The 24,325-nt window shown below is 49.4% G+C and carries 20 protein-coding genes; 9 read left to right on the top strand and 11 right to left on the bottom strand.

Annotated elements, in window-relative coordinates; translation table 11 throughout:
- The first annotated feature begins 81 nt into the window (after positions 1 to 81).
- On the top strand, positions 82 to 480 hold the full coding sequence (locus ASG34_RS10125) for an RDD family protein (RefSeq protein ID WP_055830148.1): 399 nt from the start codon (positions 82 to 84) through the stop codon (positions 478 to 480).
- A 28-nt stretch (positions 481 to 508) separates the two neighbouring features.
- Here ASG34_RS10125 and lptG read toward each other — a convergent pair whose 3' ends face one another.
- Both lptG and lptF read right to left on the bottom strand, forming a co-directional pair.
- Entirely contained in the window at positions 509 to 1,603 is a 1,095-nt protein-coding gene (lptG, locus tag ASG34_RS10120; protein ID WP_055830147.1) for an LPS export ABC transporter permease LptG, read from the bottom strand.
- Positions 1,604 to 1,606: 3 nt separating this feature from the next.
- Entirely contained in the window at positions 1,607 to 2,710 is a 1,104-nt protein-coding gene (gene lptF / locus ASG34_RS10115; protein WP_055830145.1) for an LPS export ABC transporter permease LptF, read from the bottom strand.
- 89 nt (positions 2,711 to 2,799) lie between these two features.
- Here lptF and ASG34_RS10110 point away from each other — a divergent pair, with 89 nt between their 5' ends.
- From ASG34_RS10110 to ASG34_RS10100, 3 genes are read left to right on the top strand one after another with little or no spacing between them, the layout of a single operon-like run.
- Positions 2,800 to 4,287 carry a leucyl aminopeptidase gene (locus tag ASG34_RS10110; protein WP_055830142.1) on the top strand — a complete coding sequence of 496 codons (1,488 nt, stop codon included), beginning with the start codon at positions 2,800 to 2,802 and terminating at the stop codon, positions 4,285 to 4,287.
- A 22-nt stretch (positions 4,288 to 4,309) separates the two neighbouring features.
- Positions 4,310 to 4,726, top strand: coding sequence for a DNA polymerase III subunit chi (locus ASG34_RS10105; protein ID WP_055830141.1), 417 nt, complete (start codon positions 4,310 to 4,312; stop codon positions 4,724 to 4,726).
- A 22-nt stretch (positions 4,727 to 4,748) separates the two neighbouring features.
- Positions 4,749 to 5,576, top strand: coding sequence for a hypothetical protein (locus tag ASG34_RS10100; protein ID WP_055830139.1), 828 nt, complete (start codon positions 4,749 to 4,751; stop codon positions 5,574 to 5,576).
- 23 nt (positions 5,577 to 5,599) lie between these two features.
- Here the strand turns inward: ASG34_RS10100 and xth are convergent, their stop codons facing one another.
- Positions 5,600 to 6,370, bottom strand: coding sequence for an exodeoxyribonuclease III (gene xth, locus ASG34_RS10095; protein WP_055830872.1), 771 nt, complete (start codon positions 6,368 to 6,370; stop codon positions 5,600 to 5,602).
- Between the two features lie 197 nt (positions 6,371 to 6,567).
- Here xth and ASG34_RS10090 point away from each other — a divergent pair, with 197 nt between their 5' ends.
- Both ASG34_RS10090 and ASG34_RS10085 read left to right on the top strand, forming a co-directional pair.
- Complete coding sequence (locus tag ASG34_RS10090) at positions 6,568 to 7,761, top strand: MFS transporter (protein ID WP_235559767.1); 1,194 nt, start codon at positions 6,568 to 6,570, stop codon at positions 7,759 to 7,761.
- A gap of 206 nt (positions 7,762 to 7,967) precedes the next feature.
- A complete protein-coding gene (locus ASG34_RS10085) occupies positions 7,968 to 11,684 on the top strand; it encodes an EAL domain-containing protein (RefSeq protein ID WP_055830137.1) in 3,717 nt (1,238 codons plus the stop codon).
- Between the two features lie 41 nt (positions 11,685 to 11,725).
- On the opposite strand, the gene ASG34_RS10080 is transcribed toward ASG34_RS10085, so the two are convergent.
- From ASG34_RS10080 to dapF, 5 genes are all read right to left on the bottom strand, one after another.
- Positions 11,726 to 11,959 carry a hypothetical protein gene (locus ASG34_RS10080; protein WP_055830135.1) on the bottom strand — a complete coding sequence of 78 codons (234 nt, stop codon included), beginning with the start codon at positions 11,957 to 11,959 and terminating at the stop codon, positions 11,726 to 11,728.
- A gap of 151 nt (positions 11,960 to 12,110) precedes the next feature.
- Positions 12,111 to 12,695, bottom strand: a complete 585-nt coding sequence (locus ASG34_RS10075; RefSeq protein ID WP_055830133.1) for a superoxide dismutase — start codon at positions 12,693 to 12,695, stop codon at positions 12,111 to 12,113.
- Between the two features lie 214 nt (positions 12,696 to 12,909).
- The gene (gene xerC, locus ASG34_RS10070) at positions 12,910 to 13,791 is read right to left on the bottom strand and encodes a tyrosine recombinase XerC (protein ID WP_055830132.1); all 882 of its coding nucleotides are present in this window, start codon (positions 13,789 to 13,791) and stop codon (positions 12,910 to 12,912) included.
- A gap of 219 nt (positions 13,792 to 14,010) precedes the next feature.
- Positions 14,011 to 14,664: a DUF484 family protein gene (locus ASG34_RS10060; RefSeq protein ID WP_055830128.1), complete on the bottom strand. Its 654-nt coding sequence runs from the start codon at positions 14,662 to 14,664 to the stop codon at positions 14,011 to 14,013.
- A gap of 17 nt (positions 14,665 to 14,681) precedes the next feature.
- On the bottom strand, positions 14,682 to 15,512 hold the full coding sequence (gene dapF / locus ASG34_RS10055; protein ID WP_055830126.1) for a diaminopimelate epimerase: 831 nt from the start codon (positions 15,510 to 15,512) through the stop codon (positions 14,682 to 14,684).
- 165 nt (positions 15,513 to 15,677) lie between these two features.
- Here dapF and metK point away from each other — a divergent pair, with 165 nt between their 5' ends.
- The 3 genes from metK (at position 15,678) to ASG34_RS10040 (ending at position 19,656) form a co-directional block, all read left to right on the top strand.
- Positions 15,678 to 16,841, top strand: a complete 1,164-nt coding sequence (gene metK, locus ASG34_RS10050) for a methionine adenosyltransferase (protein ID WP_055830123.1) — start codon at positions 15,678 to 15,680, stop codon at positions 16,839 to 16,841.
- Between the two features lie 134 nt (positions 16,842 to 16,975).
- Positions 16,976 to 18,202 (top strand): HD-GYP domain-containing protein, encoded by a 1,227-nt coding sequence (locus ASG34_RS10045; RefSeq protein ID WP_055830121.1) that lies wholly within the window; start codon positions 16,976 to 16,978, stop codon positions 18,200 to 18,202.
- Between the two features lie 236 nt (positions 18,203 to 18,438).
- Positions 18,439 to 19,656: an HD-GYP domain-containing protein gene (locus tag ASG34_RS10040; protein ID WP_055830119.1), complete on the top strand. Its 1,218-nt coding sequence runs from the start codon at positions 18,439 to 18,441 to the stop codon at positions 19,654 to 19,656.
- A gap of 50 nt (positions 19,657 to 19,706) precedes the next feature.
- Here the strand turns inward: ASG34_RS10040 and topA are convergent, their stop codons facing one another.
- The 3 genes from topA to ASG34_RS10025 form a co-directional block, all read right to left on the bottom strand.
- On the bottom strand, positions 19,707 to 22,298 hold the full coding sequence (gene topA, locus ASG34_RS10035) for a type I DNA topoisomerase (protein ID WP_055830118.1): 2,592 nt from the start codon (positions 22,296 to 22,298) through the stop codon (positions 19,707 to 19,709).
- 110 nt (positions 22,299 to 22,408) lie between these two features.
- The gene (gene ttcA, locus ASG34_RS10030) at positions 22,409 to 23,365 is read right to left on the bottom strand and encodes a tRNA 2-thiocytidine(32) synthetase TtcA (RefSeq protein WP_055830115.1); all 957 of its coding nucleotides are present in this window, start codon (positions 23,363 to 23,365) and stop codon (positions 22,409 to 22,411) included.
- Between the two features lie 168 nt (positions 23,366 to 23,533).
- Positions 23,534 to 24,298: a pteridine reductase gene (locus ASG34_RS10025; RefSeq protein ID WP_082504871.1), complete on the bottom strand. Its 765-nt coding sequence runs from the start codon at positions 24,296 to 24,298 to the stop codon at positions 23,534 to 23,536.
- Between the last annotated feature and the right edge of the window lie 27 nt (positions 24,299 to 24,325).

Genomic DNA, 24,325 nt, shown 5'->3' with positions numbered 1-24,325 from the left:
TAGACAGAACTGGAGTTGAAGTTATCCGGTTTGCCCCTGCCAAGCCCCGCATTTGCGGGGTTTTTGTTATAGAAGGTAAGTATGAGACTCTTGATTAAGCGTTATCTGGCAGTGGTCTATGAATCGCTTTTAATGGTGGCGCTAGCGCTGGTCCTCACCGCGATTTATTACATGTTGTTTGGCGATGCCAGCCAAGGTTGGAAAAGATTGGGATTGCAGCTGCTGGTGTGGGGAAGCATGGGTGCTTACTTTGTCCGCTGCTGGACGGTGAGCGGGCAAACATTGGCCAGCCAGACGTGGAAACTGAAAGTGGTTAATCAGCAAGGGCAATTATTAGCATGGCAGAAGGCAGTGATGCGGTATGTGGTTGCCAGCATATTATTGTTACCGGCTGGATTAACCTTGTGGTGGGCTATCCTGGATCGCGAACAGCAGTTTTTGCATGACCGCTTGCTTGGTTCGCGTGTTGTCAGGCTATAGCTGTTTGAGTCCGCTAATGTCTTTCAACCTAGCGCTTTTCAACATAATGCAGCATACCCAGGCCTGCAAATAGAAACAGCAGCGTCGGGCCGATGGCACTAAATAGCGGTGACCAGTCATTGAGTACGCCAAGGTGCACAAATACCCGGTTCATAATCTGGTAGACCACGCCGAGTAATATCCCGGAAAATATCTTGGCACTGATACCCCCCGCCCGTTGCTGCAAAAATCCAAACGGCAAGGCTAGCACTACCATCACCAGGCAAGCTAGCGGATAGATCAGCTTGGACCATAAAGCGACCTGGTAACGGGTACTTTTCTGGCCATTGCGGTGCAAGTGCTGAATAAAGCTATACAGGTTCCAGGCCGACATTTTTTCCGGTAACACCAGCAAGACATTCAGCAGTTCTGGCCTGATCAGCGATTCCCACTGCGCCTGTTTTACAAACTTTGAGGTCACCGAGTTGTTTTGCACGGCGCGCTCATTATTAAAGATGGTTTGCGTAACGTTGAGTAACTTCCAGTGGTCATCGGCAAAATGTCCTTTTTCGGCATGGCTTATACTGCGCAGGCGGAACTGTGGATCAAAGTCATAGATATCAATATTAACCAGGCTGCTATCCGGTAGTACCGTGTTCACATTCACAAAACTACTGCCATCTTTAATCCAAAGCCCGGACTGGAAGTCTTGAGCCACTACTGAGTCGGTAGCCTGGATGCGGATCCGCTGCGCCATTTTTTCACTCAAAGGCGCAATGATTTCACCAATCATAAAGGTGACGATGGCAAATACCAGGCCTATGCTTAACAATATTTTGGCAATCACCTTGAGTGAAATGCCGCTGGTACGCATGACGATTAGCTCGGAGTTGCCGGCCATTGCGCCTAGTGTATACACAATACCTAGCAGCACAGCGACTGGCGCTACTTCATAGATATGCCCGGGAATACTGAGCCCGACAAACGTCAGCATGCTGTTGATGCCATAATGACCGCGTCCCAGGCTATCCAGCTCTTGCAGCAGGTCAAAAAATGAGAACATGGCAAGCAGGCCAAACAGCACCAGCATGATGTTAAAGCTGATTTCTCGCCAAAAATAACGATTGAGGATAGACAGGCTCATGGGTTATGCAGCCTTGGTGCGACGCTTGAACAGGTCTGGAATCAATGGTTTAAGATGTTTTCGTCTATGGTATAAATACCAGCCCAGTAATACAAAACAGATGTGCACCGGCCATAAACCTACCCATGCCGAAATTTTACCTTGCGTGATCCACGCCTGGAAAATACTCAACACGTTGTTGTAGATAATAAAAATCAGGATAGCGAACATGATATTCAGCGACCGGCCGGCTCGCGGATCTACAAAGCTTAGCGGTATCGCCAGTAGCACCATGACAATGGTGGATATAGGAATCGCGAATCGCCAATGCAGCTCTGCCTGGTCAGAGAGTGAAGCATCGCTCATCAGGCCAAGCGTGGTCTTGGCCTGCGCTGTTCCCTCCTGGGGCGTGGTTTCCTTGGTTTCGATGCGGATATCGTAACGCTCAAACTCAGTGGTCGAAACGTCCAGTGTATTGGGAATCACTTCGTAGCGCCGGCCATGTTGCAGGACCAGGAAATTATCGCCGTTTTTAGCTTTGTAACGACTACCGCGGTTGGCGGTAATAATGCCGGTCTTGCCATGCTGGCGTGACTGGACGAAGATATTTTTGACTTCGTAGCCAAGTTTGTCGAAACTCTCAATGAAATAGATACGCTCGCCGTTGTTCGATTCCTTGAATGCGCCGGGGCTAATGGAAGAGAGTTCATCCCTTTTTTTCAATTGTTCACGGTAGCCGTCCGCTTTCTCGGTTGCCCATGGCATCACAAACAAGCTGAGCAAGCTGATAATCAGTACGATAGGGAAGATAAAGCGCAGGATGGGCACTACCCACTGACGCAGGCTAAGCCCTGCATTCATCCAGATCACCATTTCCGAATCTCGGTGCCAGCGCGTCAAAGTCAGCAATACGGCCAGGAAAATAGCCAGGGACAGCATCATAGGCATTAGTTTCACCAGGCTGAAGGTGAGAATGGTGCCTATGGCGTCGTTAGGCAGAATCCCTTTGGAAACCTGGCGCACGATATTACCGGCGCGCTGTGCGACCACGATACCCAGAATAATCAGGAAAATGGCAGAAGATGAGGACATCAACTCTGCGGACAATGCACGTTTGAATATTTTCAATTTAAATGCACCGCTTTGAAATCAGCATAAAACACTAGATAATACAATCATCTCTCAAGTCACAGGCACTCGAACATAAAAGGATAAAGATGGAATTTAGCATAAAAAGCACTAGCCCGGAAAAATTGCGTACCGATTGTTTGCTGGTTGGCGTTTATGAAGGCCGCAAGCTGAGTGATCTGGGCAAATCTTTGGATGAAGCAAGTGACAAAGCGATCACACATGCGCTGAAATCCGGTGATATTGAAGGCAAGTCCGGCAGCACTTTGTTACTACGCCAATTATCCGGCATTGCCGCGAGCCGGGTGTTGCTCGTTGGCTTGGGTAAGTCAGAAGAGTTCAGCCTGAGAACCTTGCGTAATGCTTTCCGCGCTGCGATTAAAGGTTTGCCAGCTGGCGTTGAGAGCGTGGCGACAGATTTTGCCGGTTTGGCGATCAAGAAATCAGATACTCAGTCAAAAGCGGCTGCACTGGCAGAAATCGCGTGGGAGTCCAGTTACCAGGTAAATGCGATCAAAGAAAAAAAAGTTGAGCCAAAGCCGCTCAAGCAGATTACGTTACTGGTCGGAAAATCCGATGTTGAAGACGCTGAAGCCGGCGTGAAACAAGGCCAGAGCGTGGGTAATGGTGTGGCCCTGGCTAAAGACCTTGGTAACCTGCCACCGAATATTTGTACGCCGACTTATCTCGGCAAGCAGGCTGAGAAGTTAGCCAAAGATTATGGTTTCAAAGTGGAGGTGCTGGAAGAAGCCGAGATTGAAAAACTCAAAATGGGTTCATTCCTCGGCGTCACACGTGGCAGTGACGAGCCACCTCGATTTATTGTGCTCCAACATTTAAAAGGCAAGAAAACGCAAAAACCGGTGGTGCTGGTTGGTAAAGGCATCACTTTTGATACCGGCGGCATTTCGCTCAAACCCGGTGCCGATATGGATGAAATGAAGTACGACATGTGCGGCGCAGCCAGTGTGCTGGGTGTGTTTAAAGCGATTGGTGAACTTGATCTGCCATTAAATGTGATTGGCTTGATTCCGACCTGTGAAAATATGCCTAGTGGTCGCGCAACCAAACCCGGCGATGTGCTGACCAGTATGTCTGGCCTGACCATTGAAGTATTGAATACCGATGCGGAAGGGCGCCTGATTCTGTGTGATGCGCTGACATATGCCGAGCGATTTGAACCTTCTGCCGTGATTGATATTGCGACATTGACTGGTGCCTGCGTCATTGCATTGGGTCATCACCCTAGCGGTTTGTTTGCCAATAATGATGCGCTGGCCAGAAAACTGCTTGATGCCGGTGAAAAAGCGCAAGACCGTGCCTGGCAGATGCCGTTATGGGACGAATACCAGGGCCAGCTGGACAGCAATTTTGCCGATATGGGCAATATCGGTGGCCGTGCCGGTGGTAGTATCACAGCGGCTTGTTTCCTGTCTCGTTTCGCCAAGAAATATGACTGGGCACACCTGGACATTGCTGGTACAGCCTGGAAATCCGGCAAGGAAAAAGGCGCTACCGGCCGTCCGGTGCCATTGCTGGTGACTTACTTGTTACAGCAGGCAACTGAAAAGGCCTGATAGGGTTAAAGATAGAAACGCTATGACCCGGGTGCGCTTTTATACCGATATTCCTGATAGGTCCAGTTTGATTCTGCATTTGGTCGAACAGGCTGTCGCGCGTCAACGGCAGGTGACTATTTACCTGGAATCACCAGAAGCGGCGGAACAGTTAAGTCACAGTTTGTGGCAGCAATCTGCGTTTATCCCAAATGTGCTAGCAGAGGCGCCACAGGCAAGCTTAACGCCGGTGTTGCTGGCCTGGTTACCGGAACATATTCGTCAGGATGACATGTTGTTCAACTGCCAGAAAGCATTGCCAAAGTTTTTCAGTCGTTTCCGGCATTTATTCGAGCTGATCGGGTCGGCCGAAGATGACAAAACAGCCGGTCGCCAACGCTACGCGTTTTATCGCGACCGCGGTTACGAAATTCAGCATATGAAAATGCAGACGCAGTAAGCGCCTGTGCCAGGGAGGTCGTGTGGATATCTCAGAAATTCCGGTATTAACCAAGGTGGTACAAAAAACCGCTCCAGCGGCGCTGGATATGGATGAACTTGTCGCCCAGATCAAACAGGCGCTGCTACCTGAAATTACCAATATAGTGACTAGTCAGCTCGGGCAACGTGCTTTTGAGCGAACCGTGGTCGAGCAGCAGGCATTAGCCGAATATGCTGAATCCATTCAGCAAGGACTATCCAGGCAGGTGCAAGCGCAGGTCGGGGAAAGCATCCAGTCCGTGGAGCAGGCTTTCCGCGAAGCCATGGGCAATGTCGGTAAGCAACATCTGCAATCAGTGGAAGCTGAGGTTGCCAGGTTAACAGAAGTGCAGCAACAGTTGCTCGCAACCACTGAGCAAACCATACGTGAAGTTGCCGAGAACGCAGGCAAGCAAAAGCTGGAAGAGAAGCTGGCGCAACTGATTGAAGATCAGCAAGCGCAAATCGCGACCAAGGTACAGCAGATGCAGGAGCAGCTTGAAAAGACCATGGCGGATCATATCCACCAGTTGCAGGAAAGCAGCAAGGACACGCTGACGACCGGTCAGGAAGCGATGGAAGCCAGGCTGGTGGAAGAATACAAGCAGACCCTGCAAACCGCCTTTGACGAATTCACCGAACAGCAAACTAGCGAATTTAAACAAAAATTCAATACCGAATTATCTTCAGTTGAAACCGAGTTGCAAGACAAAGTGCAAGGCATGGTCAGTGCGCAAATGCAGGTGATCGAGGGAGAGCTGAATAAACGCCTGAAAGCCAGTATTCTGGAAGTATTACAGGGCATTAAATTCGTCATGCCCAGCGTTTAATTTTTATGATCAGCAGTTAACTTTTAAGCATCAGCAAGCGTTAGCACCACTGGTGTATGATCACTTGGTCGCTCAAGTTTGCGTGGCAGTTTGTCTATCAGGCAACTTTGGCACAATGATTTCAGCGCGTCGCTGACCAGGATATGGTCAATGCGCAAGCCCATATCTCGGCGGAATGCTGCCATCCGGTAATCCCACCAGCTGTAATGTCCGGCTTCATCAGTAAACAAGCGGAAACTGTCTGTTAAGCCTAGTGCCAACAGCTTTTGGTAGGCCTCACGCTCTTGCGGGCTGACCAGCACCTGGCCTTCCCAGGCGACCGGGTCGTGGCAGTCGCGGTCATCGGGCGCGATATTGTAATCCCCCAGCAAAGCCAGCTTTTCATGCTGCTTTAACTCATCAGTTACCCAATCATGTAATGCATTCAACCAGTTCAATTTGTATTGAAACTTGTCTGAATCCAATGCCTGGCCATTCACCACATAAGCGCAAATGATCCTGACGCCTTGTATGGTCGCTGCAATAATGCGTTTTTGCTCGTCGGCAAAATTTGGCAGGTCAACATGCACTTCGTTGATCGCATGCGGGCTGATAATCGCCACACCATTGTAGGTTCTTTGCCCGTTGTGAATGGCATTGAAACCAGCCTCTTGCAAAGCGGCATAGGGAAACTTGCTGTCTTCCTGTTTGGTTTCCTGCAGGCAGAGCGCATCCGGTTGATTAGCGACCAGCCAGTCCAATACATGTGGCAGTCGTACAGTCAGCGAATTAACATTCCAGGTGGCCAGTTTCAACAGGGTTCTCCATACGACATTCATTAAAGGCAGGCATTGACATCTTGCCTTGTGCATTTTACACGACTCCTTGTCATTTTCTGGTCAAGCAAGCCTCCTCTCATCGGAATCACTTTATTGCCATATCAGACAAATGGCGTATTTTGTAACTACTGACTTATCTCTATATTATTAGCTCAGTCATATGGGGAACAGGCATGAACAACGGGACGGGTAAGCAGGTGTGGTTTTCACATGGCGAATGGTGGCTGGTGCTGGCGATTGTGCTGGTGGCTATTGGGTTGCGGCCTGGCATTGTGTCCATGGGGCCTGCACTGCCCGCAATCATTGAATCATTCTGCTTAAGCCATGCCATGGCCTCAATGATGACGGCAATCCCCGATGTCCTGATGGGAGCACTGGCATTGCCAACCCCTTGGCTGGTGCGCAAGTTCGGGGTGAATAAAGTGCTGATGACCGCTTTGGGCCTGCTCAGTCTCTCAATATTCATCCGTGCTTTCGCAGGCAATAGCAGCTTGTTAATAGGTGCAACGGTGGGTGTTGGCGCAGGTATCGCGGTGGCAGGTGCTATGTTCGCGGGCATCGTGAAAGCCAGTTTCGCCTCCCGTGCAGCTTTAATCATGGGGATATATGCGACGGCATTATCACTAGGCAGTACCTTGTCTGCCGGGCTGACTGGCTGGCTGTTACAGTCTACCGGCTGGCGGATGGCGGTCGGCGTATGGGCTGTGCTGGGAGTCATTGCCATGATTGCCTGGTGGTGCGTGATACGCAAATCCGTTACTACGCAAACAACGATTGTGAGCAGCAAGTTGCGCGCAACGGATACGCGCTTGCCGTTCCGCACGCCTGTTGCCTGGTTGATTGCACTGTTTTTTGCCTGCGTAAACTTCCTGTTTTATTCTATCCTCACCTGGACAGCTGCTATGTACCAGGAAAGTGGCATGCCAGCCGGTGAAGCGGGAGCCGTACTTGCCAGTTTCACCTTTTGCTTCATGTTGGCGAGCCCGATCACTGGCATGTTTAGCAGAAATCTGGACCGGCGTAGCTGGTTAGCAGCCTGCAGCCTTGTTGCCACGATAGGCCTCGCCGGAATGGCAACGCCTGGCGCATGGCCCTGGTTATGGGTACCTGTCACTGCTTTTGGGCTTGGTGGCGCATTTACATTGGCCATGACATTGCCGCTTGATCATACCCACACGCCCGATGCGGCAAATCGCTGGAATGCTTTCGTGCTGACAGTAGGGTATTTAATTGCCGCCAGCGGACCTTTCATCATGGGTTTACTGCACGATAAGAATGGTGATTTTGTCGGTGGCTATCAGTTACTGGTTGTTGTTTCAGCCCTCATGCTGGTATTGTCCGCCATGCTAAAACCACCGCAACACTAAGCCGCTTACTCATCTAACTGGCTGTGGGAGAACGCGCTCCCAAGTCACTCACTGTGGCCCGATGGCATCAAATGCATCGAATCCGCCATAAATCGCTGTCTGTTTATCCAATGTGATTGCCGGTACTTAAGGTATAAATCAGGCTGGACTTAATTACCGGCAAAATGCCCGATTACATTGCAGTGATATTGTTTTTCTAAATCCTCATGGAACGCAATTCAACCTTCTATTTATTCAGATGGCTGGTGGCTATTGTCGCGCTCGCTAATTGTGCCGTATCGAGCGCACTTGAAGACATCACACTGCAACTTAAGTGGCGGCACCAGTTTCAGTTCGCTGGTTACTATGCGGCACAGGAACAAGGCTACTATCGTGACGAAGGCCTGAACGTCAACATCATTGAAGGCAGTAAAGACCGCCCGCCAGTACAGCAGGTTCTGTCTGGACAAGCCGATTACAGTATCGGCGATGCCGAGGTGTTGGTGGCACGTATTTCAGGTAAACCGCTGGTGGCATTGGCGGCTATCTTCCAGCATTCCCCAGGCGTGTTGCTCAGTTTGCAGCAAAGTAATATTCAACATCCTAAAGACCTGGTTGGCAAACGTATCATGATGTCTACGGATGATCAGGGCGTGTTCCAATTCAAAGCCATGTTGCTAAAACAGCACCTGGATATCAAGCAGATGACCATGGTGCCGCACACCTGGCGCCTGCAGGATTTAATCGAAGGCAAAGTGGATGTGATTTCTGCGTATGCCATGGATGAGCCGGAACAGTTAAAACAAATGGGCTATTCGCCCGCGATTATCACCAACCAGTCTTATGGCGTTGATTTTTATGGTGATGTGCTGTTTACCAGTGAGCGCGAGTTGAACACGCATCCTGAACGTGTGGATGCTTTCTTGCGGGCAACCAAAAAAGGCTGGTTATATGCCCTGAGCCACCAAGAAGAAATGGCAAAGCATATTGCAGGCATGCCGGGTGTTGTAAAACGGGGTATCAACGAACAAGCGTTATTACGCGAAGCCAACATGATGCATCCCTACGTGCTCACTGAAGTGGTGCCATGGGGACATATGAACGAAGAGCGCTGGTATGCCATTGCGCAGACCCTGGCAGATTATGGATTGGTGCCTCCCTATATCGACCTTAAAGGTTTTGTATATCAGGGGGATATGCGGGTCAAACGCCCTTACATAGTATGGCTGGCGCGCGGCGTTTCCATCCTGTTACTGATACTTGGCGTCACCTTTTTATGGAATCTGCAAATCCGGCGGCAAGTGGTCAACCGGACCCAGGCATTACAGAATGAAATTGACCGTCGAACCCAGGCGGAATATTTGCTTAAAGTGGCTGGCAGTGTTGCGAAAATCGGCGGCTGGATGGTCGATATCAAGACGGGCGCCTTGCAGTGGTCTGACGAAGTGGCTGCCTTGCATGAAATGCACCCCGGCTACTCGCCCACGGTGGAAGAGGGCGTGAATATGTTTGTGCCTGAATATCAGCCATTAATGCAAAGTGCACTGAAGAAATGCATAGAAGAAGGTATTTCTTATGACCTGGAACTGGAAAAAATAACCGCTACAGGTCGCCGTTTCTGGGTGCGGGCCATGGGCCAGCCGGTGCGGGATGAAGCCGGCAACATTGTAAAACTGCAAGGCTCGTTACAGGATATTACCGATCAGAAGCAACTGGAAGCCATCAAACAAGGGCAAAACAGAATCCAGGCCATGATGCTGGCGGATGTGTCCTTGCACGAGATCCTCAATACCGCGGCGCAACTGATAGAGCTGCAATTTCAGGGTGCTTGTTGTGCCATATTGTTATTGGATAAGGAAGGCCATTTACGCCATGCTGCCTTATCAAAACTGCCCTTACCCTATACCCAGGTGATGGATGGTATCTCCCTGCCGGCCAGCCAAATCAAGACCCTTACTCAAAGCCGGGTGATTGCCAAAGAAATACATAGTTATCCGTTTGGGGATGAGAATCAGGTGCTGGCTGAAACCTTTGGCTTGCAGGCCTGCTGGAGCGCACCGATATTGTCGCGTAGCTGGCATGCATTAGGTGTGTTGGCAGTATACCGGCGGCACCCGCATACCCCGACGGATGTAGAAATTGATTTTGTCGAAAGCTATGCGCAAATTCTCGGCCTGGCGATTGAACGCGAGCAGTCGGATGAACAGCTCAATCTATTGCGTAGCGGAATCTCCCGGCTCAATGACATCGTGATGATTACAGAGGCGCCGGTGCAGGCGCCCATGCAACAAAAAATTGTGTTCCTGAACGAAGCGTTCACCAGAATTACCGGATCTTCACTTGAGCATTTAAGCGGTAGTTCTCCATTTGATATTTTTAATGCGGCCACACCCAAGCGTGAACTTGAAAATATCAAACAGGCTTTCCAGCAGATGTCACCGATTACAGCTGAAGTTGTCACTAGCAATGCTGAAGGCGAAAGTGTTTCGCTAGAGATGGATGCGTTGCCCCTGCATGACCGTGGCGGGCGACATACGCATTGGGTACTGGTATTACGTGATGTCACTGAGCGCAAACAGGCAGATGCGCAAATTCGCCAGCTGGCCTATTACGACACCATGACCGGCCTGCCTAACCGTTTGCTGCTACAGGATAAACTGGTTGCCCATCTGCGCAAAGCCGTGCGCAAAAAAACCGGGGGTGCGCTACTATTTATCGATATTGATAATTTTAAAACACTTAACGATACGCATGGACACGAGGTCGGTGATGCCTTGCTGGTGGAAGTAGCCAAGCGGATCAAAGGCTCGGTACGTCGCCTGGATACTGTCAGCCGGCTCGGGGGTGATGAATTCGTTGTGGTGCTGGATAGCTTGCACCGTGACCCGCTCCAGGCGGAAAAACAGGCCAGAATAGTCTGTGAAAAAATTGTCTCAGCGTTTGAGCAACCTTTTAATTTAAATCACTACCAGCATTACACTTCGCCTAGCATAGGCGTTGCATTATTTGATTGTGATGAGCCCAGCCAGTCTGAAGAGCTTTTGCGGCGGGCGGATATGGCCATGTATAAAGCCAAGGAAGCAGGCAGGAATGGTTACCAGTTCTTTGACACGCTGATGGAAACCGAATTACTGCATCGCGTTGCCATGGAAGCCGATTTACATATTGCGATCGAAGAGCAACAGTTCCTGCTGCATTTCCAGCCGCAATATAACCAGCAGCACGCTATTGTCGGTGCCGAGGCACTGATCAGATGGCAGCATCCTGAACGCGGCCTGATTATGCCTAACCAGTTTGTGACCATGGCTGAAAGCTCGGGGCAAATCGTTGAGATCGGTCATTGGGTATTACAAAAAGCCTGCCAGATATTGCTGGAGTGGTCTGCCCATGAACAATTAAGTTCATTGGTGCTGTCGGTGAATGTCAGCCCGAAACAGTATTTGCAGCCAAACTTTGTGCAACAAGTGCAACGCATGGTGGTCGAGACCGGTATCCAGCCGGGCAGGCTAAAACTTGAGTTAACGGAAAGCATGCTGGTAGACAATGTGGAAGACATTATTGCTAAAATGACCGCCTTGCGCGAAGTGGGCGTATGTTTCTCCCTGGATGATTTCGGTACCGGTTACTCATCGTTGTCTTATCTGAAACGCTTGCCGTTTGACCAGCTAAAAATTGATCAATCGTTCGTGCGTGACATGCTCAATGACAGTGATTACGAAAGCATCGTCAATGCGGTTATTTCATTAGGGCACAGTTTGCAGCTGGAAGTATTAGCCGAAGGGGTGGAAACGGAAGCACAGTTACGCGTGTTAAAAAAACTCGGTTGCCAGATGTTCCAAGGTTACTATTTTACACGGCCGCTAGCGATGGAATTGTTTGAGCGGTGGGTAATTCATAATGCTGGCAATTCTGCCCAGGATATTACTGAAGCTGAGATGCTTTAAAGAAATACCCGCGAGTCACGGAAATCAATATCAGATAGCGATTACTTTTTTTCAAAAGCGGTTTTTTTCCAGGTGTAGGTCCCGCAAGTAACCAGGTACAGAATGGCAGAAAAGATATTGATCACCGGTACCATGCTGCGGAATGCCAGAAAGAATGCTTTACCCAATGCGTGTTTAAGGGTATCGAATTCACAGTTGCGGAATTCAATCAAAGACCCAATTGCGGAGATGAATAAAGGTACCAAATAAAAAGCAGAAAGTATTTTGAAGTCCATGTTTTGATTCTATTCTGGTTACAAAAAGTCTCACATCAATGCACAGCCATTGGCTTGCTCTTCATATTCCGGTGAATCGGTAATTATTCAATAGCTTAACAAAAAAGCCTCTAAAAAATTTAGAGGCTTTTAAGGCTGAGTTGCTTAGCGATTATGCGGCAAAGTTTTTAGCTGCAAATTCCCAGTTAACCAGGTTTGCCAGGAAAGTCTCTACAAATTTTGGACGCGCATTACGGTGATCGATATAGTAAGCATGTTCCCAAACGTCGATAGTCAGCAATGCTTTGTCGCCTGTGGTCAGCGGTGTGCCAGCAGCACCCATATTAACGATATCCACTGAACCATCCGCCTTTTTCACTAACCAGGTCCAGCCGGAACCGAAGTTACCCACAGCAGATGTCTGGAATGCTTTTTTGAATTCTTCATAAGAACCCCATTTGGCTTTAATGGCATCTGCCAAAGCGCCTGTTGGTTCACCGCCACCGTTTGGTGTGAGGCAGTTCCAGAAAAAAGTATGGTTCCAGATTTGTGCGGAGTTGTTATAAATGCCGCCGGAAGATTTCTTGATGATGTCTTCCAGGCTCAGGTTTTCAAACTCAGTGCCTTTGATCAGGTTGTTCAAGTTAGTCACATAAGCCTGGTGGTGCTTGCCATAGTGATATTCAAAGGTTTCTTCAGACATGTGTGGCGCCAATGCATCTTTAGCAAATGGTAGTGGTGGTAAGGTATGTTCCATGGTATTTCCTTTTTTATGGTGTGTTGAATTAAGCGGTCTTGAAAAAAATCTTTATTGAAATTGCATTATTGAAACGCTGGTTTTTTTAAAGTAATGACCTTCAGGTGATGTTTAGAACCACGTGACAGGAAAAGGTTTACCGATTTCGAAGTATTTTGCCATAGTTTAAGGTCCAGCAAAACCTTGCATTGCCATATGCAGACGGTTGAACGGCTTATTTCTTGCGCGCACGCGGGTGCGCAGCATCATAAGTTTTGCTCAGATGCTGGAAGTCAAGATGGGTATACACCTGCGTGGTGCTGATATTGGCATGGCCCAGCATTTCCTGCACAGCACGTAAATCGCCGCTGCTTTGCAACACATGGCTGGCGAAACTGTGGCGCAGCATGTGCGGGTGCACGTGGTTGTGCAAACCTTGTTTGATCGCCCAATCTTTGACCCGCATTTCTATCGTGCGGCCATGAATACGGCGACCTTGCTGACTGATAAAGACCGCGGTTTCGGAAGGTCTTTTACTTAGCCAAAGTGGGCGCACACTCAGCCATGCATGCAGGGCTGATATGGCTTTGCTACCGAGTGGCACCATACGGGTTTTATTGCCTTTACCAATGACGGTAACCACACCTTCCTGTAAATCCAGCCGCTCGATGTCTAGCCCGACCACTTCGCTTAAACGTAAGCCTGAAGAATAGAACAGCTCCAGCATGGCACGGTCGCGTACTACAATCGGGCTATCACCTTCCAGTTCGACCAGCTTGCTGGTCTGTTCGATAGAGAGTGCATGTGGCAATGTTTTCGGTGATTTGGGTGCACGTAAACCGATCACAGGATTGGCCGGAAATTGATGATGCAGAACCAGGTAATGGAAAAATCCACGCCAGCTGGAGAGGATGCGGGCGATGCTGCGGCCACTTAACCCTTGACTGTGCAGACTGGCAATATTGCGGCGTATGAGTTGCGGGGTGAGTGTTTTCAGGTCTTGCGCATGTTGCTTCATTAGCAGGGCAATATCGCGTTGATAATTATTGCGGGTATTCTCACTTAAGCCGCGCTCAAAATGGAGGAAGTCCAGATAGTCATCGAGCAGTTCATGCATGATAGAACCCTGGTGCCGGCCAGCATAAGCTGGCCGCAAAAAGTGCAGTGAACATGGGGCACAGCTTGCGGATACGCCAGAAGCGCGGAGGATTAAAAGCAGGGATGTGAGAACTGCAGGTACCGCGCAACGCAATTATTTGCATGCGCGGCAATATTGGCTCTACGCTGACAATTGCCGCAAGAATATGCCTCTTGGCGGAAACCTCAGCGGGGGCTTTCATATGATGTATCTGGCAAGCGAGGCGCTGACCAGCTCCCCGATCCGGTTTAAAAATAAGGTACCCATGCCGGCATAAAAACGGCTGCGCTGTTCACTAGGAATCGCCAGCAGGCCAAAAGTGACGTCTTGATAGCGCATGGGAATCACTGCCAGTGAGGCCGGAGATTCGGTAAACCAGCCTGCGATGTCCATGGTGGGCAGGGTGCCGCAGTAGGGCTGGCTCAAATCCTTGGCCCAGTTTTTCAGTGAATCTTCAGCGGTGATGAAAATATCATCCGCGGTATGGCTTTCGTTCTCCCAAAGCCGTAATCGTGCATTCGGCAACTGAAAGTGGGTAGCAAGAAACTCCACCAGATGTGCATGCAGTGCCGGAACATCTTTTGCAAACAATAAGCCCAGGGTTAATTCATGCACCTTATTGGCGGTGGCTTCATTTTCTTCAGCGGTCAGGATCAGCTCAGTAAAGCGTGACTCCAAAACCCGGATTTTGTCGCGTTGGGCAATTTGCTGGCGTTCAGCCAGTGAAATAGTGCCTTTGCCATGCGGGCTTGGTAAAAACAGCTCGGCCAGCAGATGCGCATGACTTTCGAAAAAGTCGGGGTGCGCCTTGAGATAGAGTTTAATATCGTTTTCGTTAATGCTGTCTTCCATTATGTTTCTGTCATTTCTTAAATTTCAATTTCGCCTTCAAAAACGATATCTGCCGGACCTGTCATCATGACCGGGCTCTGGCCGCCATCCCATTTAATGGTCAGTATGCCGCCACGGGTGTGCACTTTCACCGGGCTTTGCAAGGTGCCCAACTGGATCCCGCTGACTGCCGCGGCACAAGCACCGGTGCCGCAAGCGAGGGTTTCACCGCTGCCACGTTCGTAAACGCGCAAGTTGATTTCATGTTCGTTTAATACCTGCATAAAGCCGGCATTCACGCGTTGCGGAAAGCGCGGGTGAGATTCTATCTGTGGGCCTAGCAGTGCCACTTCCGCAGTATGCACATTATCCACCAGCATCACCGCGTGCGGATTGCCCATGGAGACAGCGCTGATAGTGACTGTGTCTTCATCTAATGGTAACTCGTAAGCAGTCGCCTCTGCATCTGCCTCAAACGGAATTTGTGCCGGAGAAAATCTTGGTGCGCCCATATTCACGGTGACCTGGCCATCTTCCTGCAAGGTCAGGGTCAGGATGCCGCTCGCGGTTTCCACTTTAATTTCACGTTTGTCGGTCAGGCCTTTGTCCACTACAAAACGGACAAAACAACGGGCGCCATTGCCGCATTGCTCGACTTCGCTACCGTCAGCATTAAAAATACGGTAGCGGAAATCTATGCCAGGCGTAGCGGTAGTTTCGACCATTAATAGCTGGTCACAACCAACACCGAAAAAGCGGTTCGCAATCTGCTGGATTTGCGTATGTGATAAATGGACGGGCGTTTGAGTCGCATCAATGACCACAAAGTCATTACCTGCACCCTGCATTTTGGTGAATCTGAGTTTCATGGCTTGAAATGATACTCCAACAACCCGTGCTGTGGCAGCTTGCAGGCAACATTTATTCCGTTAACCAGGCAAACTCGGGTAGAATCTTTCTTCCTTTTAGATGCCGGCTTCAGCCTTTAGTCGGTGTCATTGATCAACCACTTTTACTTTTCAAGGCGTCAAACAATGAGTGAATATCTTTTTACTTCGGAATCCGTTTCCGAAGGCCATCCCGATAAATTAGCTGATCAGGTTTCCGATAGCATTCTGGATGCAATTCTTGAACAAGACCCCACTGCCCGCGTAGCTGCTGAAACACTGGCTAATACCGGCCTGATCGTCCTCGCAGGCGAAATCACCACCAGCGCCAATGTCGATTACATTAAAGTCGCGCGCGATGCGGTGAAGCGTATCGGCTATGACAATACCGATTACGGTATCGACTATAAGGGTTGTGCAGTACTGGTAGCTTACGATAAACAATCTCCTGACATTGCCCAGGGCGTGGACAATGCAAATGATGATCCGTTGGATCAGGGTGCAGGCGACCAGGGCCTGATGTTTGGTTATGCGGTGAATGAAACGCCACAACTGATGCCATTGCCAATCTGGCTAAGCCATCGTGTGATGGAGCGCCAGTCGCAATTACGTAAAGATGGCCGTTTGCCATGGTTGCGTCCGGATGCCAAATCACAAGTGACCATTCAATATGTAGATGGCAAGCCGCACAAGATTGATACCGTGCTGGTGTCTACCCAACACGCTCCCGAGATGTCACTGGAAGCCATCCGTGAAGCGGTGATTGAAGAAATCATCAAGCCAACATTACCTGCTGAACTGATCAAAGGCGAGATTAAATTCCTGGTCAACCCGACTGGCCGTTTTGTCATCGGTGGCCCACAAGGTGATTGCGGCCTGACTGGCCGTAAAATTATCGTAGATACTTACGGCGGCGCAGCGCCTCACGGCGGTGGTGCTTTCTCCGGTAAAGATCCTTCCAAGGTAGACCGTTCAGCAGCGTATGCGGGCCGTTATGTAGCCAAAAATATCGTGGCGGCTGGCCTTGCAGACAAATGCCTGGTACAGGTCAGCTACGCCATTGGTGTGGCACAACCGACTTCCATCATGGTGGAAACCTACGGCACCGGCAAAATTGCGGATGAAAAATTGACGCAATTGGTGCGTGAGCATTTCGATTTGCGTCCAAAAGGCATTGTGAAAATGCTGGATCTGTTGCGCCCGATTTACAGCAAAACCGCTGCTTATGGCCACTTTGGCCGTGATGAGCCGGAATTCACCTGGGAAGCCACTGATAAAGCGGCCCAATTGCGCGCGGCTGCCGGATTGTAATATTGCCAATAAAGCATTGATACAAAAAGTAATTTTAAAGAGGGCTTTTAGCCCTCTTTTTTTTCGATTTCCTGTCGATATCAAGCGTAAGATGATGAGTATTAAGTAAAAAGAGTAAAACAACAGCGGGCAGTATGTTAAAAACAATCGCCGTCAACCAGGTAAGAATCGGGATGTATATCCATGAACTGAAAGGTCCATGGATGGATCACCCTTTCTGGCGTACCAAGTTTGTGCTCAAAGATGAAATGGATCTGCTCAAACTCAAGGGCAGCGCGCTGAAGCAGGTTGTGATTGATACCAAGCGCGGACTGGATGTGTTGCCTGAGCCCGAAGTGCTTGCGCCTCCATTGACAGATAAAGAACTGGCCCTGCTTGAACTGGAGAGCCAGGCTGTTGAAGAAGAGCTGAAGCAGGTCAAACAGGCACCTTTGGATTCAGAACATCGCAAGGCGGCCAAAATCATTCAGGCTTCACGCCGTGAAATCATGTCCATGTTTAAAGATTTACGCATGGGCAAAGTGATAGAGCCAGAAAATGTCATGCCGCTGGTAGAGGAGATATCAGCCTCGGTCACCCGCAATACGCATGCTTTAATCAGCCTGGTACGTTTGAAAACGGCAGACGATTACACCTATATGCACTCAATTGCAGTGAGTGCCTTAATGACTAATCTGGCCAAAGAACTCAAATTGTCAGACATCGAAGTCAAGCAGGCAGGGTTGGCGGGGCTGATGCATGATATGGGTAAAGCCGAAGTGCCATTACAGATTCTGAACAAACCAGGTTCATTAACCGATAACGAGTTTGATGTCATTCGTCAGCATCCACAAAATGGCTATGACATGCTGCTGAAAGCGAACATAACTGACCCTGTCACGCTGGACGTCTGTCTGCATCACCATGAAAAGATGGATGGCAGCGGTTATCCAGGCCATTTATCGGGCGAAAATATCAGCATGTATGCCAGGATGGGTGCGATCTGCGATGTGTATGATGCCATCACTTCGGCACGTGCCTACAAACCCGGATGGGAGCCAGGCATTGCCCTTAAACGCATGGCTTCATGGACTGGTCACTTCGACCCGGTGCTACTCGAAGCTTTCGTTAAAAGCATGGGTATTTACCCGATAGGCACTGTCGTCATGCTTAAATCTGGCCGTCTTGCAGTAGTGGTACGCCAATCGCCTGAAAGTTTGCTAACGCCGGTCGTGAAAGCATTTTTCTCTACCAAGTCGCTGGTGCATATACCGGTTGAGGAAATTGATTTAGCCAGGCCAGGGGCGGATGAAATTGTCAGCAATGAATCTGCAGTGAGCTGGGGTATTGGTAATATCGAGCATCTGTGGGCTACGCATTAAACAAAAGCACTTTTATTTGAGCCCTTCCAAATTTTCTAATTTCCTTCTTATCATTTACAGCTAGGCTGCTGACAAAAGTTAATTCCTCAGCCTGTGGTCAAGCTGGAATCAATAATTGCTATAAAAAACATTCGTGTAAAAATAATTTTCCAGATCACTTTTAGCCCTCTTTCTTCCCAATTTTCAGGCATTAATAGTCGTTAAGATATAAGCAATCAAGAGAGATTGATTGGCTTATGCTAAAAACTGTTTTAGTTAAAGATGTGCGATTAGGGATGTACATCCATGAACTTAAAGGTGCGTGGATAAATCATCCTTTCTGGCGCAGGCATTTTGTCCTCAATGACCCGGATGATCTGCAAAAGCTCCAGGAAAGCCTGGTTTGCGAAGTCGTGATTGATCTCAGCCAGGGTTTGGATGTGTTGCCACCATCACCTTCAGAAGCCGAACCTGTATGCGATAAAAGTAAAAATGAAGCTGCTGAGCGGCGTGTATCAGCCAAAAAGTTTAAGCAGGTGACGGTGGATGAAGAACAGTCTCAGGCCGCCAAAATTATCGCGTCTTCGCGACACGAAATTGAATCCATGTTCTCCGACCTACGTATGGGGAAAGCGATTCAGGTCAAGACCGTGCTGCCTATCGTTGAGGAAATTTCGGCATCGGTTACTCGCAACATGCACGCCCTCGTCAGTTTGGTGCGCCTGAAAACAATCGATGACTGTACCTATATGCATTCTATCGCGGTCTGTGCGCTGATGACGGCCCTGGCGCGAGCGCTAGAGTTGTCTGAAACTGAGGTGAAGCAAGCTGGCCTGGCGGGTTTGATGCATGATGTTGGCAAGGCCGGCATTCCTCTGGAGATTCTGAATAAACCTGGTGCGTTGACCGAGCAAGAATTTGAGGTGGTGCGCCATCACCCAAAACTGGGCCATGATATGTTGATAAAAGCCGATATTACTGATCCGGCGACACTGGAAGTTTGCCTGCACCATCATGAAAAGATGGATGGCAGCGGATATCCCGAAAAACTTGTTTCGGATCAAATCGGTCTGTTTGCTAAGATGGGGGCAGTGTGCGATGTGTATGATGCCGTGACCTCAACCCGCCCTTATAAACCGGCGTGGGAGCCGGGTATCGCGCTCAAGCGGATGGCCAACTGGCAAGGGCACTTTGGTATGGATATCTTAAAAGCGTTTGTCAAAAGCCTGGGTATTTATCCGATTGGTACAGTGGTGATCCTGAAATCCGGGCTTTTGGCTGTCGTCGTAAGCCAGGCACCTGCCAGCCTGTTGAAACCGGTGGTGAAAGCCTTTTTCTCCACCAAGTCCAAACTCTATATTCCCGTGATGGAACTGGATTTGTCCAAAGGCATGGATGAGATTGTAGGGAACGAATCTGCGGAGACTTGGGGGCTGGGTAATGTAGACCATTTATGGGCGATTCCCACCAAATAAAAAAGGAGCCTAGGCTCCTTTTTTTAATGTTTCACAGTTTCTTTTTTGTACTATTCCGCTGTTTTCTTCGTTCGCTTGGCTGCGGGTTTGGTAGTAGTCGCTTTTGTAGCGGCTTTTTTAGCTGGCACTTTTGCAGCTGATGTTTTCGCTGCCGGTGCTTTTTTGGCCGATGTTTTTCTGCCCGTCGTTTTGCCACCGCCCTTGGCAGCTTTCTCCGTCAGTAATTCCAACGCTTGTTCTATGGTCAGCTCTTCCGGCGTCACGCTTTTCGGCAAAGTTGCGCGTATGCCATTGTGTTGTACATAAGGGCCAAAACGGCCAGAAAATACTTCTACCCTGCCTTCGCCGGAAGGATGGGCACCTAAATCTGCCAATACCGCCGGCCCACTGGCCGCAGCCAATAGTGCAACTGCGCCTTCAAGGTTGATGCCAAAAACGCTTTCGCTCTTGGGGATGGATTTGAACTTGCCATCGTGATTCACATACGGGCCAAAACGACCAATATTAGCAATGATTTTCTTGCCAGTTTCCGGATGGGTACCAAGGTCACGCGGCAGGCTTAATAGCATGGTTGCCGTATCGATATTCACCTGACTCAGCGGAATCTCTTTCGGAATGCTCACGCGTTTAGGTTTTTTCTTCTCGCCCTCAACTGGCAAGCCTACTTGCAGATAAGGGCCATATGGACCATTCATCAGGTAAATATCTTTGCTGGTTTCAGCATCCTGACCGATGACTACCGGTTCGCTGGCAGTATTGGCTTCGCCATCAATACTGCGTTTGTAATCACATTTTGGCGTGGCGTTGTAGCCAGTACAGCCAATAAAACTGCCATAGCGGCTGAGTTGTTTTTGCAACTGGCGGCCGCATTTTGGACATAGTTCGTCGATTAACTCGTTACCAGGACGTTCAACATCCGCCTTGCCCAGAATCTGCTGGTTAAACCCTTGCCAGAATTTATCCATGACCGGTATCCAGTCCAGGTTACCTTCAGCGATTTCATCCAGCTCGTTTTCCAGTTTGGCCGTGAAATCGTAATCAACGTATTGGGTGAAGTGTTCAGTCAGGAACTTGTTGACCACGCGACCGACATCAGTTGGCGTAAAGCGCTTTTTATCCAGGATCACGTACTCGCGGTCTTGCAAGGTCGAGATGATGCTGGCGTAGGTGGAAGGGCGGCCGATGCCGTATTCTTCCAGTGCTTTCACCAGGCTGGCTTCTGAATAGCGTGGTGGTGGTTCGGTAAAGTGTTGTTCACCAAAGATTTTTTCTACGGTCAGCACTTCACCGGTTTCCAGATGCGGCAATTTTGCCTCTGCATCTTCATCATCCTTGTCGTCATCCTTGCCTTCCATATATACGGCAATAAAGCCCGGGAAGATCAGGGTCTGGCCACTGGCGCGGAATAGTGTCGCATCGCTGCCAACAGCCAGGTCAACGCTGACGGCATCATATTTTGCCTGGGTCATCTGGCACGCCAGCGTACGTTTCCAGATCATTTCATACAATTTGAATTGTTCGTCATTCAGGTACTGACGCACACTGGCGGGGCTGCGGGTAATGTCAGTCGGACGAATCGCCTCATGCGCCTCTTGTGCATTCTTAGCCTTGGTTTTGTACATGATTGGGGATTTTGGCAGATAGTCTGCATCAAAATTCTTTTTCACATACTCACGAATTTGTATCACCGCTTCAGCCGCCAGGCTGAAAGAGTCGGTACGCATATAGGTAATCAAACCAACTGTGCCGCTACCCACATCCATACCTTCATAGAGCTGCTGGGCTACACGCATGGCGCGACTGGTAGTAAAGCCTAACTTACGGACTGCTTCCTGTTGCAGGGTTGAAGTAGTAAACGGGGCAGCAGGGCTACGGCTACGCTGTTTCTTCTCAACGCGGGTAACAGTGGTTTTGCCAGCGGAGGCCAGTAAAAGCTTGCCGACAATATCTGCCTGCTGGTCATGCTGGGTGATTGTGAATTGTTCAACTTTCTGGCCATTCAGTTGCACCAGCTTGGCATCAAATCCGTGCGCATGCTTGAGCGCACTCATATGAATGCTCCAGTATTCCTGGCTGGTAAACGCTTCGATTTGCAGTTCGCGTTCTACAATCAGTCTCAACGCCGGGCTTTGTACGCGGCCGGCAGACAAGCCGCGGCGGATTTTTTTCCAAAGTAATGGCGATAAATTAAAGCCAACCAGGTAATCCAGCGCACGGCGCGCCTGCTGTGCATTGACCAGATCCATCGAGATGTCACGCGGATGATCAATCGCGTGTTTCACCGCCGTTTGTGTGATCTCGTTAAATTCGACCCGTTTGACCAGCTTGTTCTTGGTCAGGTTTTTTTCCGCCAGGATCTCGGCAATATGCCAGGAAATGGCCTCCCCTTCGCGGTCCGGGTCGGTCGCCAGGTAAATGCTGTCTGCATTTTTAACTGCTTTGGCAATCGCGTCCACATGTTTGCTGTTGCGATCAATGATGTCGTACTTCATCGCAAATTGCTGTGTGGGATCCACAGCCCCGTTTTTCGGGATCAGGTCGCGCACATGCCCGTACGAAGCCAATACCTTAAATTCGCTACCCAGATATTTCTCGAGTGTCTTGGCTTTTGACGGGGATTCAACGATAAGCAGTTTTGACATTAGGTGGTGTACATAAGAGTTGGCTAGATAATAGCAAGCGTTCCAGCGAATAGACAACCTATCCTTGTGGAAAGTCCATATTTTTTAAAACTTCCCGGCATGTAATGTGCTTATTCTTCAGCCGTGACTGAAACAGGGAAAGGTTTACGCGCAAATTCAATGCGTTTGTCATCCTGGGTTGCAATAGTCAGTGCCATCTCACTGGCCGCAAACTTTTCCTGTTCAAACTTTTGATGATCAAACATCGGGTCTTCATCTTCTTCTTTGAACTGGCTTAAATGCTTGAAGTCATACAAATCAAAGTCGGCCAGATGCGAAGGCTCTACGTTGCCAATCGCGCGGAAAATATTGTTGATGCGTCCTGGCTGCTCGCGTTCCCAGTTGTTCAGCATATCCTTGATTTTTTGCCGTTGCAGGTTTTCCTGGCTACCGCACAAGTCGCACGGAATGATAGGAAACTGCATGCCGCGGGCATAGGCTGCAATATCTTTTTCCGCACAATATGCCAGCGGACGGATCACCATAAATTCGCCACGGTTGGTCGCGAGTTTTGGCGGCATTGCCTTCATTTTTGCGCCATAAAACATATTCAGAAACAAGGTCTGCACAATGTCATCCCTGTGGTGCCCCAGCGCAATTTTGGTTGCACCCAATTGCTGTGCAGTGGTATAGATAATGCCGCGACGCAAGCGTGAACACAGGCTGCAAGTGGTTTTACCCTCGGGGATTTTCTCTTTGACAATAGAGTAAGTGTCCGCCTCGACAATACGGAAATCCACACCCAGTTTTTCAAAGTAGGCCGGTAAAATGTCCGCCGGGAAACCTGGCTGTTTCTGGTCCAGGTTCATCGCAATCAGTTTGAAATTAATAGGCGCACGCTCTTGCAAGGCCAGCAAAATCATCAGCATGGCATGGCTATCCTTGCCGCCGCTCATGCAAACTAGCACAGTGTCACCATCTTCAATCATGTTGTAATCGCCAATGGCTTTACCGGTGGCGCTGATCAACTGATTGCGCAGTTTTAGAAAGTTTTGGCTAACGCCCTCAGGGTAGTGTTTGATCTTCATAGGCGCGCATTATAGCGGATAGCGATGTAAAGTCACGCTAAGTCTTTGATTAATCTGGTTGATTTAAATCTCCCATGACTGGCTGAATCATTTAATTTCAAATCAACAGGCAGACAATCATTTTTAAAAGATTTAGCCAATGATTCGCCAAACTTTTATGTGGATTGCTCAAGTACTCAAGTGGCGGCCGCCATCCACTGCCAATACATGGCCGGTCACAAACGGCGCGTCATAAATCAGAAACTTCACTGCCTTGGCAATATCTGAGGGTTCGCCGGTACGTTTCAGCAGTGTCTGGTTAACCACTTGCTGGCGATACGCCTCATCAAACTCCTGATTATCATCCGGCCATAACACAGGCCCGGGTGCGACTGCGTTGACTCTTACCTTTGGAGCAAGTTCCTGCGCCAGGGATTTGGTTAAACTGACCAAGCCCGCTTTGGCAGCGCTATAAACAAGGTAATTCTTTTTGGGGCGCTCAATATGCATATCGGTAATATTGACTATGCAGCCCTCACTGGTTTCCAGCGCATCAGCCGCGGCCTGGCTCAAGAATAATGGTGCTTTAAGATTGCTGCCCATCAGGTCTTCCCACTGTTCCGGCTGGATGCTGCCCAGGATAGTCGGATAATAGCTGGAAGCATTGTTAATCAGTGCATCCAGTTTGCCAAAGTGTTCCAGGGTGGCTTCGATCAATGCCGGCAAGTTAGCCGTTTCAAGCAGGTTACTTTGCTGGATAATGACACTGTCCGCGCGCACTGCATTAAGCTCGACTTGCAAGGCCAGCGCTTCCGCTGCACTGGTGTTGTAATGCAGCAGAATATTCGCGCCGTGGCTGTGAAGTTCACGCGTAATCGCGGCACCCACACGTTTGGCTCCGCCAGTGATTAACACTACCTTGGATGATTGCTGGGCTGCAGGATTGGAATTCACGGCACACTCTTTATTCTGGACTGCTCA

It is taken from the genome of Methylophilus sp. Leaf416, assembly GCF_001424665.1.
Classification (GTDB): domain Bacteria; phylum Pseudomonadota; class Gammaproteobacteria; order Burkholderiales; family Methylophilaceae; genus Methylophilus.
The sequence above is the reverse complement of the archived record's forward strand: the minus strand, read 5'-3'. Positions and strand labels throughout refer to the sequence as shown.

What these genes read in the sequence shown, in the direction of transcription:
- xerC (WP_055830132.1), bottom strand. Translation starts at nt 13,791, where the DNA reads ATGCATGAACTGCTCGATGACTATCTGGACTTCCTCCATTTTGAGCGC.
- topA (WP_055830118.1), bottom strand. Translation starts at nt 22,298, where the DNA reads ATGTCAAAACTGCTTATCGTTGAATCCCCGTCAAAAGCCAAGACACTC.
- ASG34_RS10075 (WP_055830133.1), bottom strand. Translation starts at nt 12,695, where the DNA reads ATGGAACATACCTTACCACCACTACCATTTGCTAAAGATGCATTGGCG.
- ASG34_RS10110 (WP_055830142.1), top strand. Translation starts at nt 2,800, where the DNA reads ATGGAATTTAGCATAAAAAGCACTAGCCCGGAAAAATTGCGTACCGAT.
- metK (WP_055830123.1), top strand. Translation starts at nt 15,678, where the DNA reads ATGAGTGAATATCTTTTTACTTCGGAATCCGTTTCCGAAGGCCATCCC.
- ASG34_RS10080 (WP_055830135.1), bottom strand. Translation starts at nt 11,959, where the DNA reads ATGGACTTCAAAATACTTTCTGCTTTTTATTTGGTACCTTTATTCATC.
- ASG34_RS10125 (WP_055830148.1), top strand. Translation starts at nt 82, where the DNA reads ATGAGACTCTTGATTAAGCGTTATCTGGCAGTGGTCTATGAATCGCTT.
- ASG34_RS10040 (WP_055830119.1), top strand. Translation starts at nt 18,439, where the DNA reads ATGCTAAAAACTGTTTTAGTTAAAGATGTGCGATTAGGGATGTACATC.
- ASG34_RS10105 (WP_055830141.1), top strand. Translation starts at nt 4,310, where the DNA reads ATGACCCGGGTGCGCTTTTATACCGATATTCCTGATAGGTCCAGTTTG.
- ttcA (WP_055830115.1), bottom strand. Translation starts at nt 23,365, where the DNA reads ATGAAGATCAAACACTACCCTGAGGGCGTTAGCCAAAACTTTCTAAAA.
- dapF (WP_055830126.1), bottom strand. Translation starts at nt 15,512, where the DNA reads ATGAAACTCAGATTCACCAAAATGCAGGGTGCAGGTAATGACTTTGTG.
- ASG34_RS10060 (WP_055830128.1), bottom strand. Translation starts at nt 14,664, where the DNA reads ATGGAAGACAGCATTAACGAAAACGATATTAAACTCTATCTCAAGGCG.
- ASG34_RS10090 (WP_235559767.1), top strand. Translation starts at nt 6,568, where the DNA reads ATGAACAACGGGACGGGTAAGCAGGTGTGGTTTTCACATGGCGAATGG.
- lptG (WP_055830147.1), bottom strand. Translation starts at nt 1,603, where the DNA reads ATGAGCCTGTCTATCCTCAATCGTTATTTTTGGCGAGAAATCAGCTTT.
- ASG34_RS10085 (WP_055830137.1), top strand. Translation starts at nt 7,968, where the DNA reads ATGGAACGCAATTCAACCTTCTATTTATTCAGATGGCTGGTGGCTATT.
- ASG34_RS10045 (WP_055830121.1), top strand. Translation starts at nt 16,976, where the DNA reads ATGTTAAAAACAATCGCCGTCAACCAGGTAAGAATCGGGATGTATATC.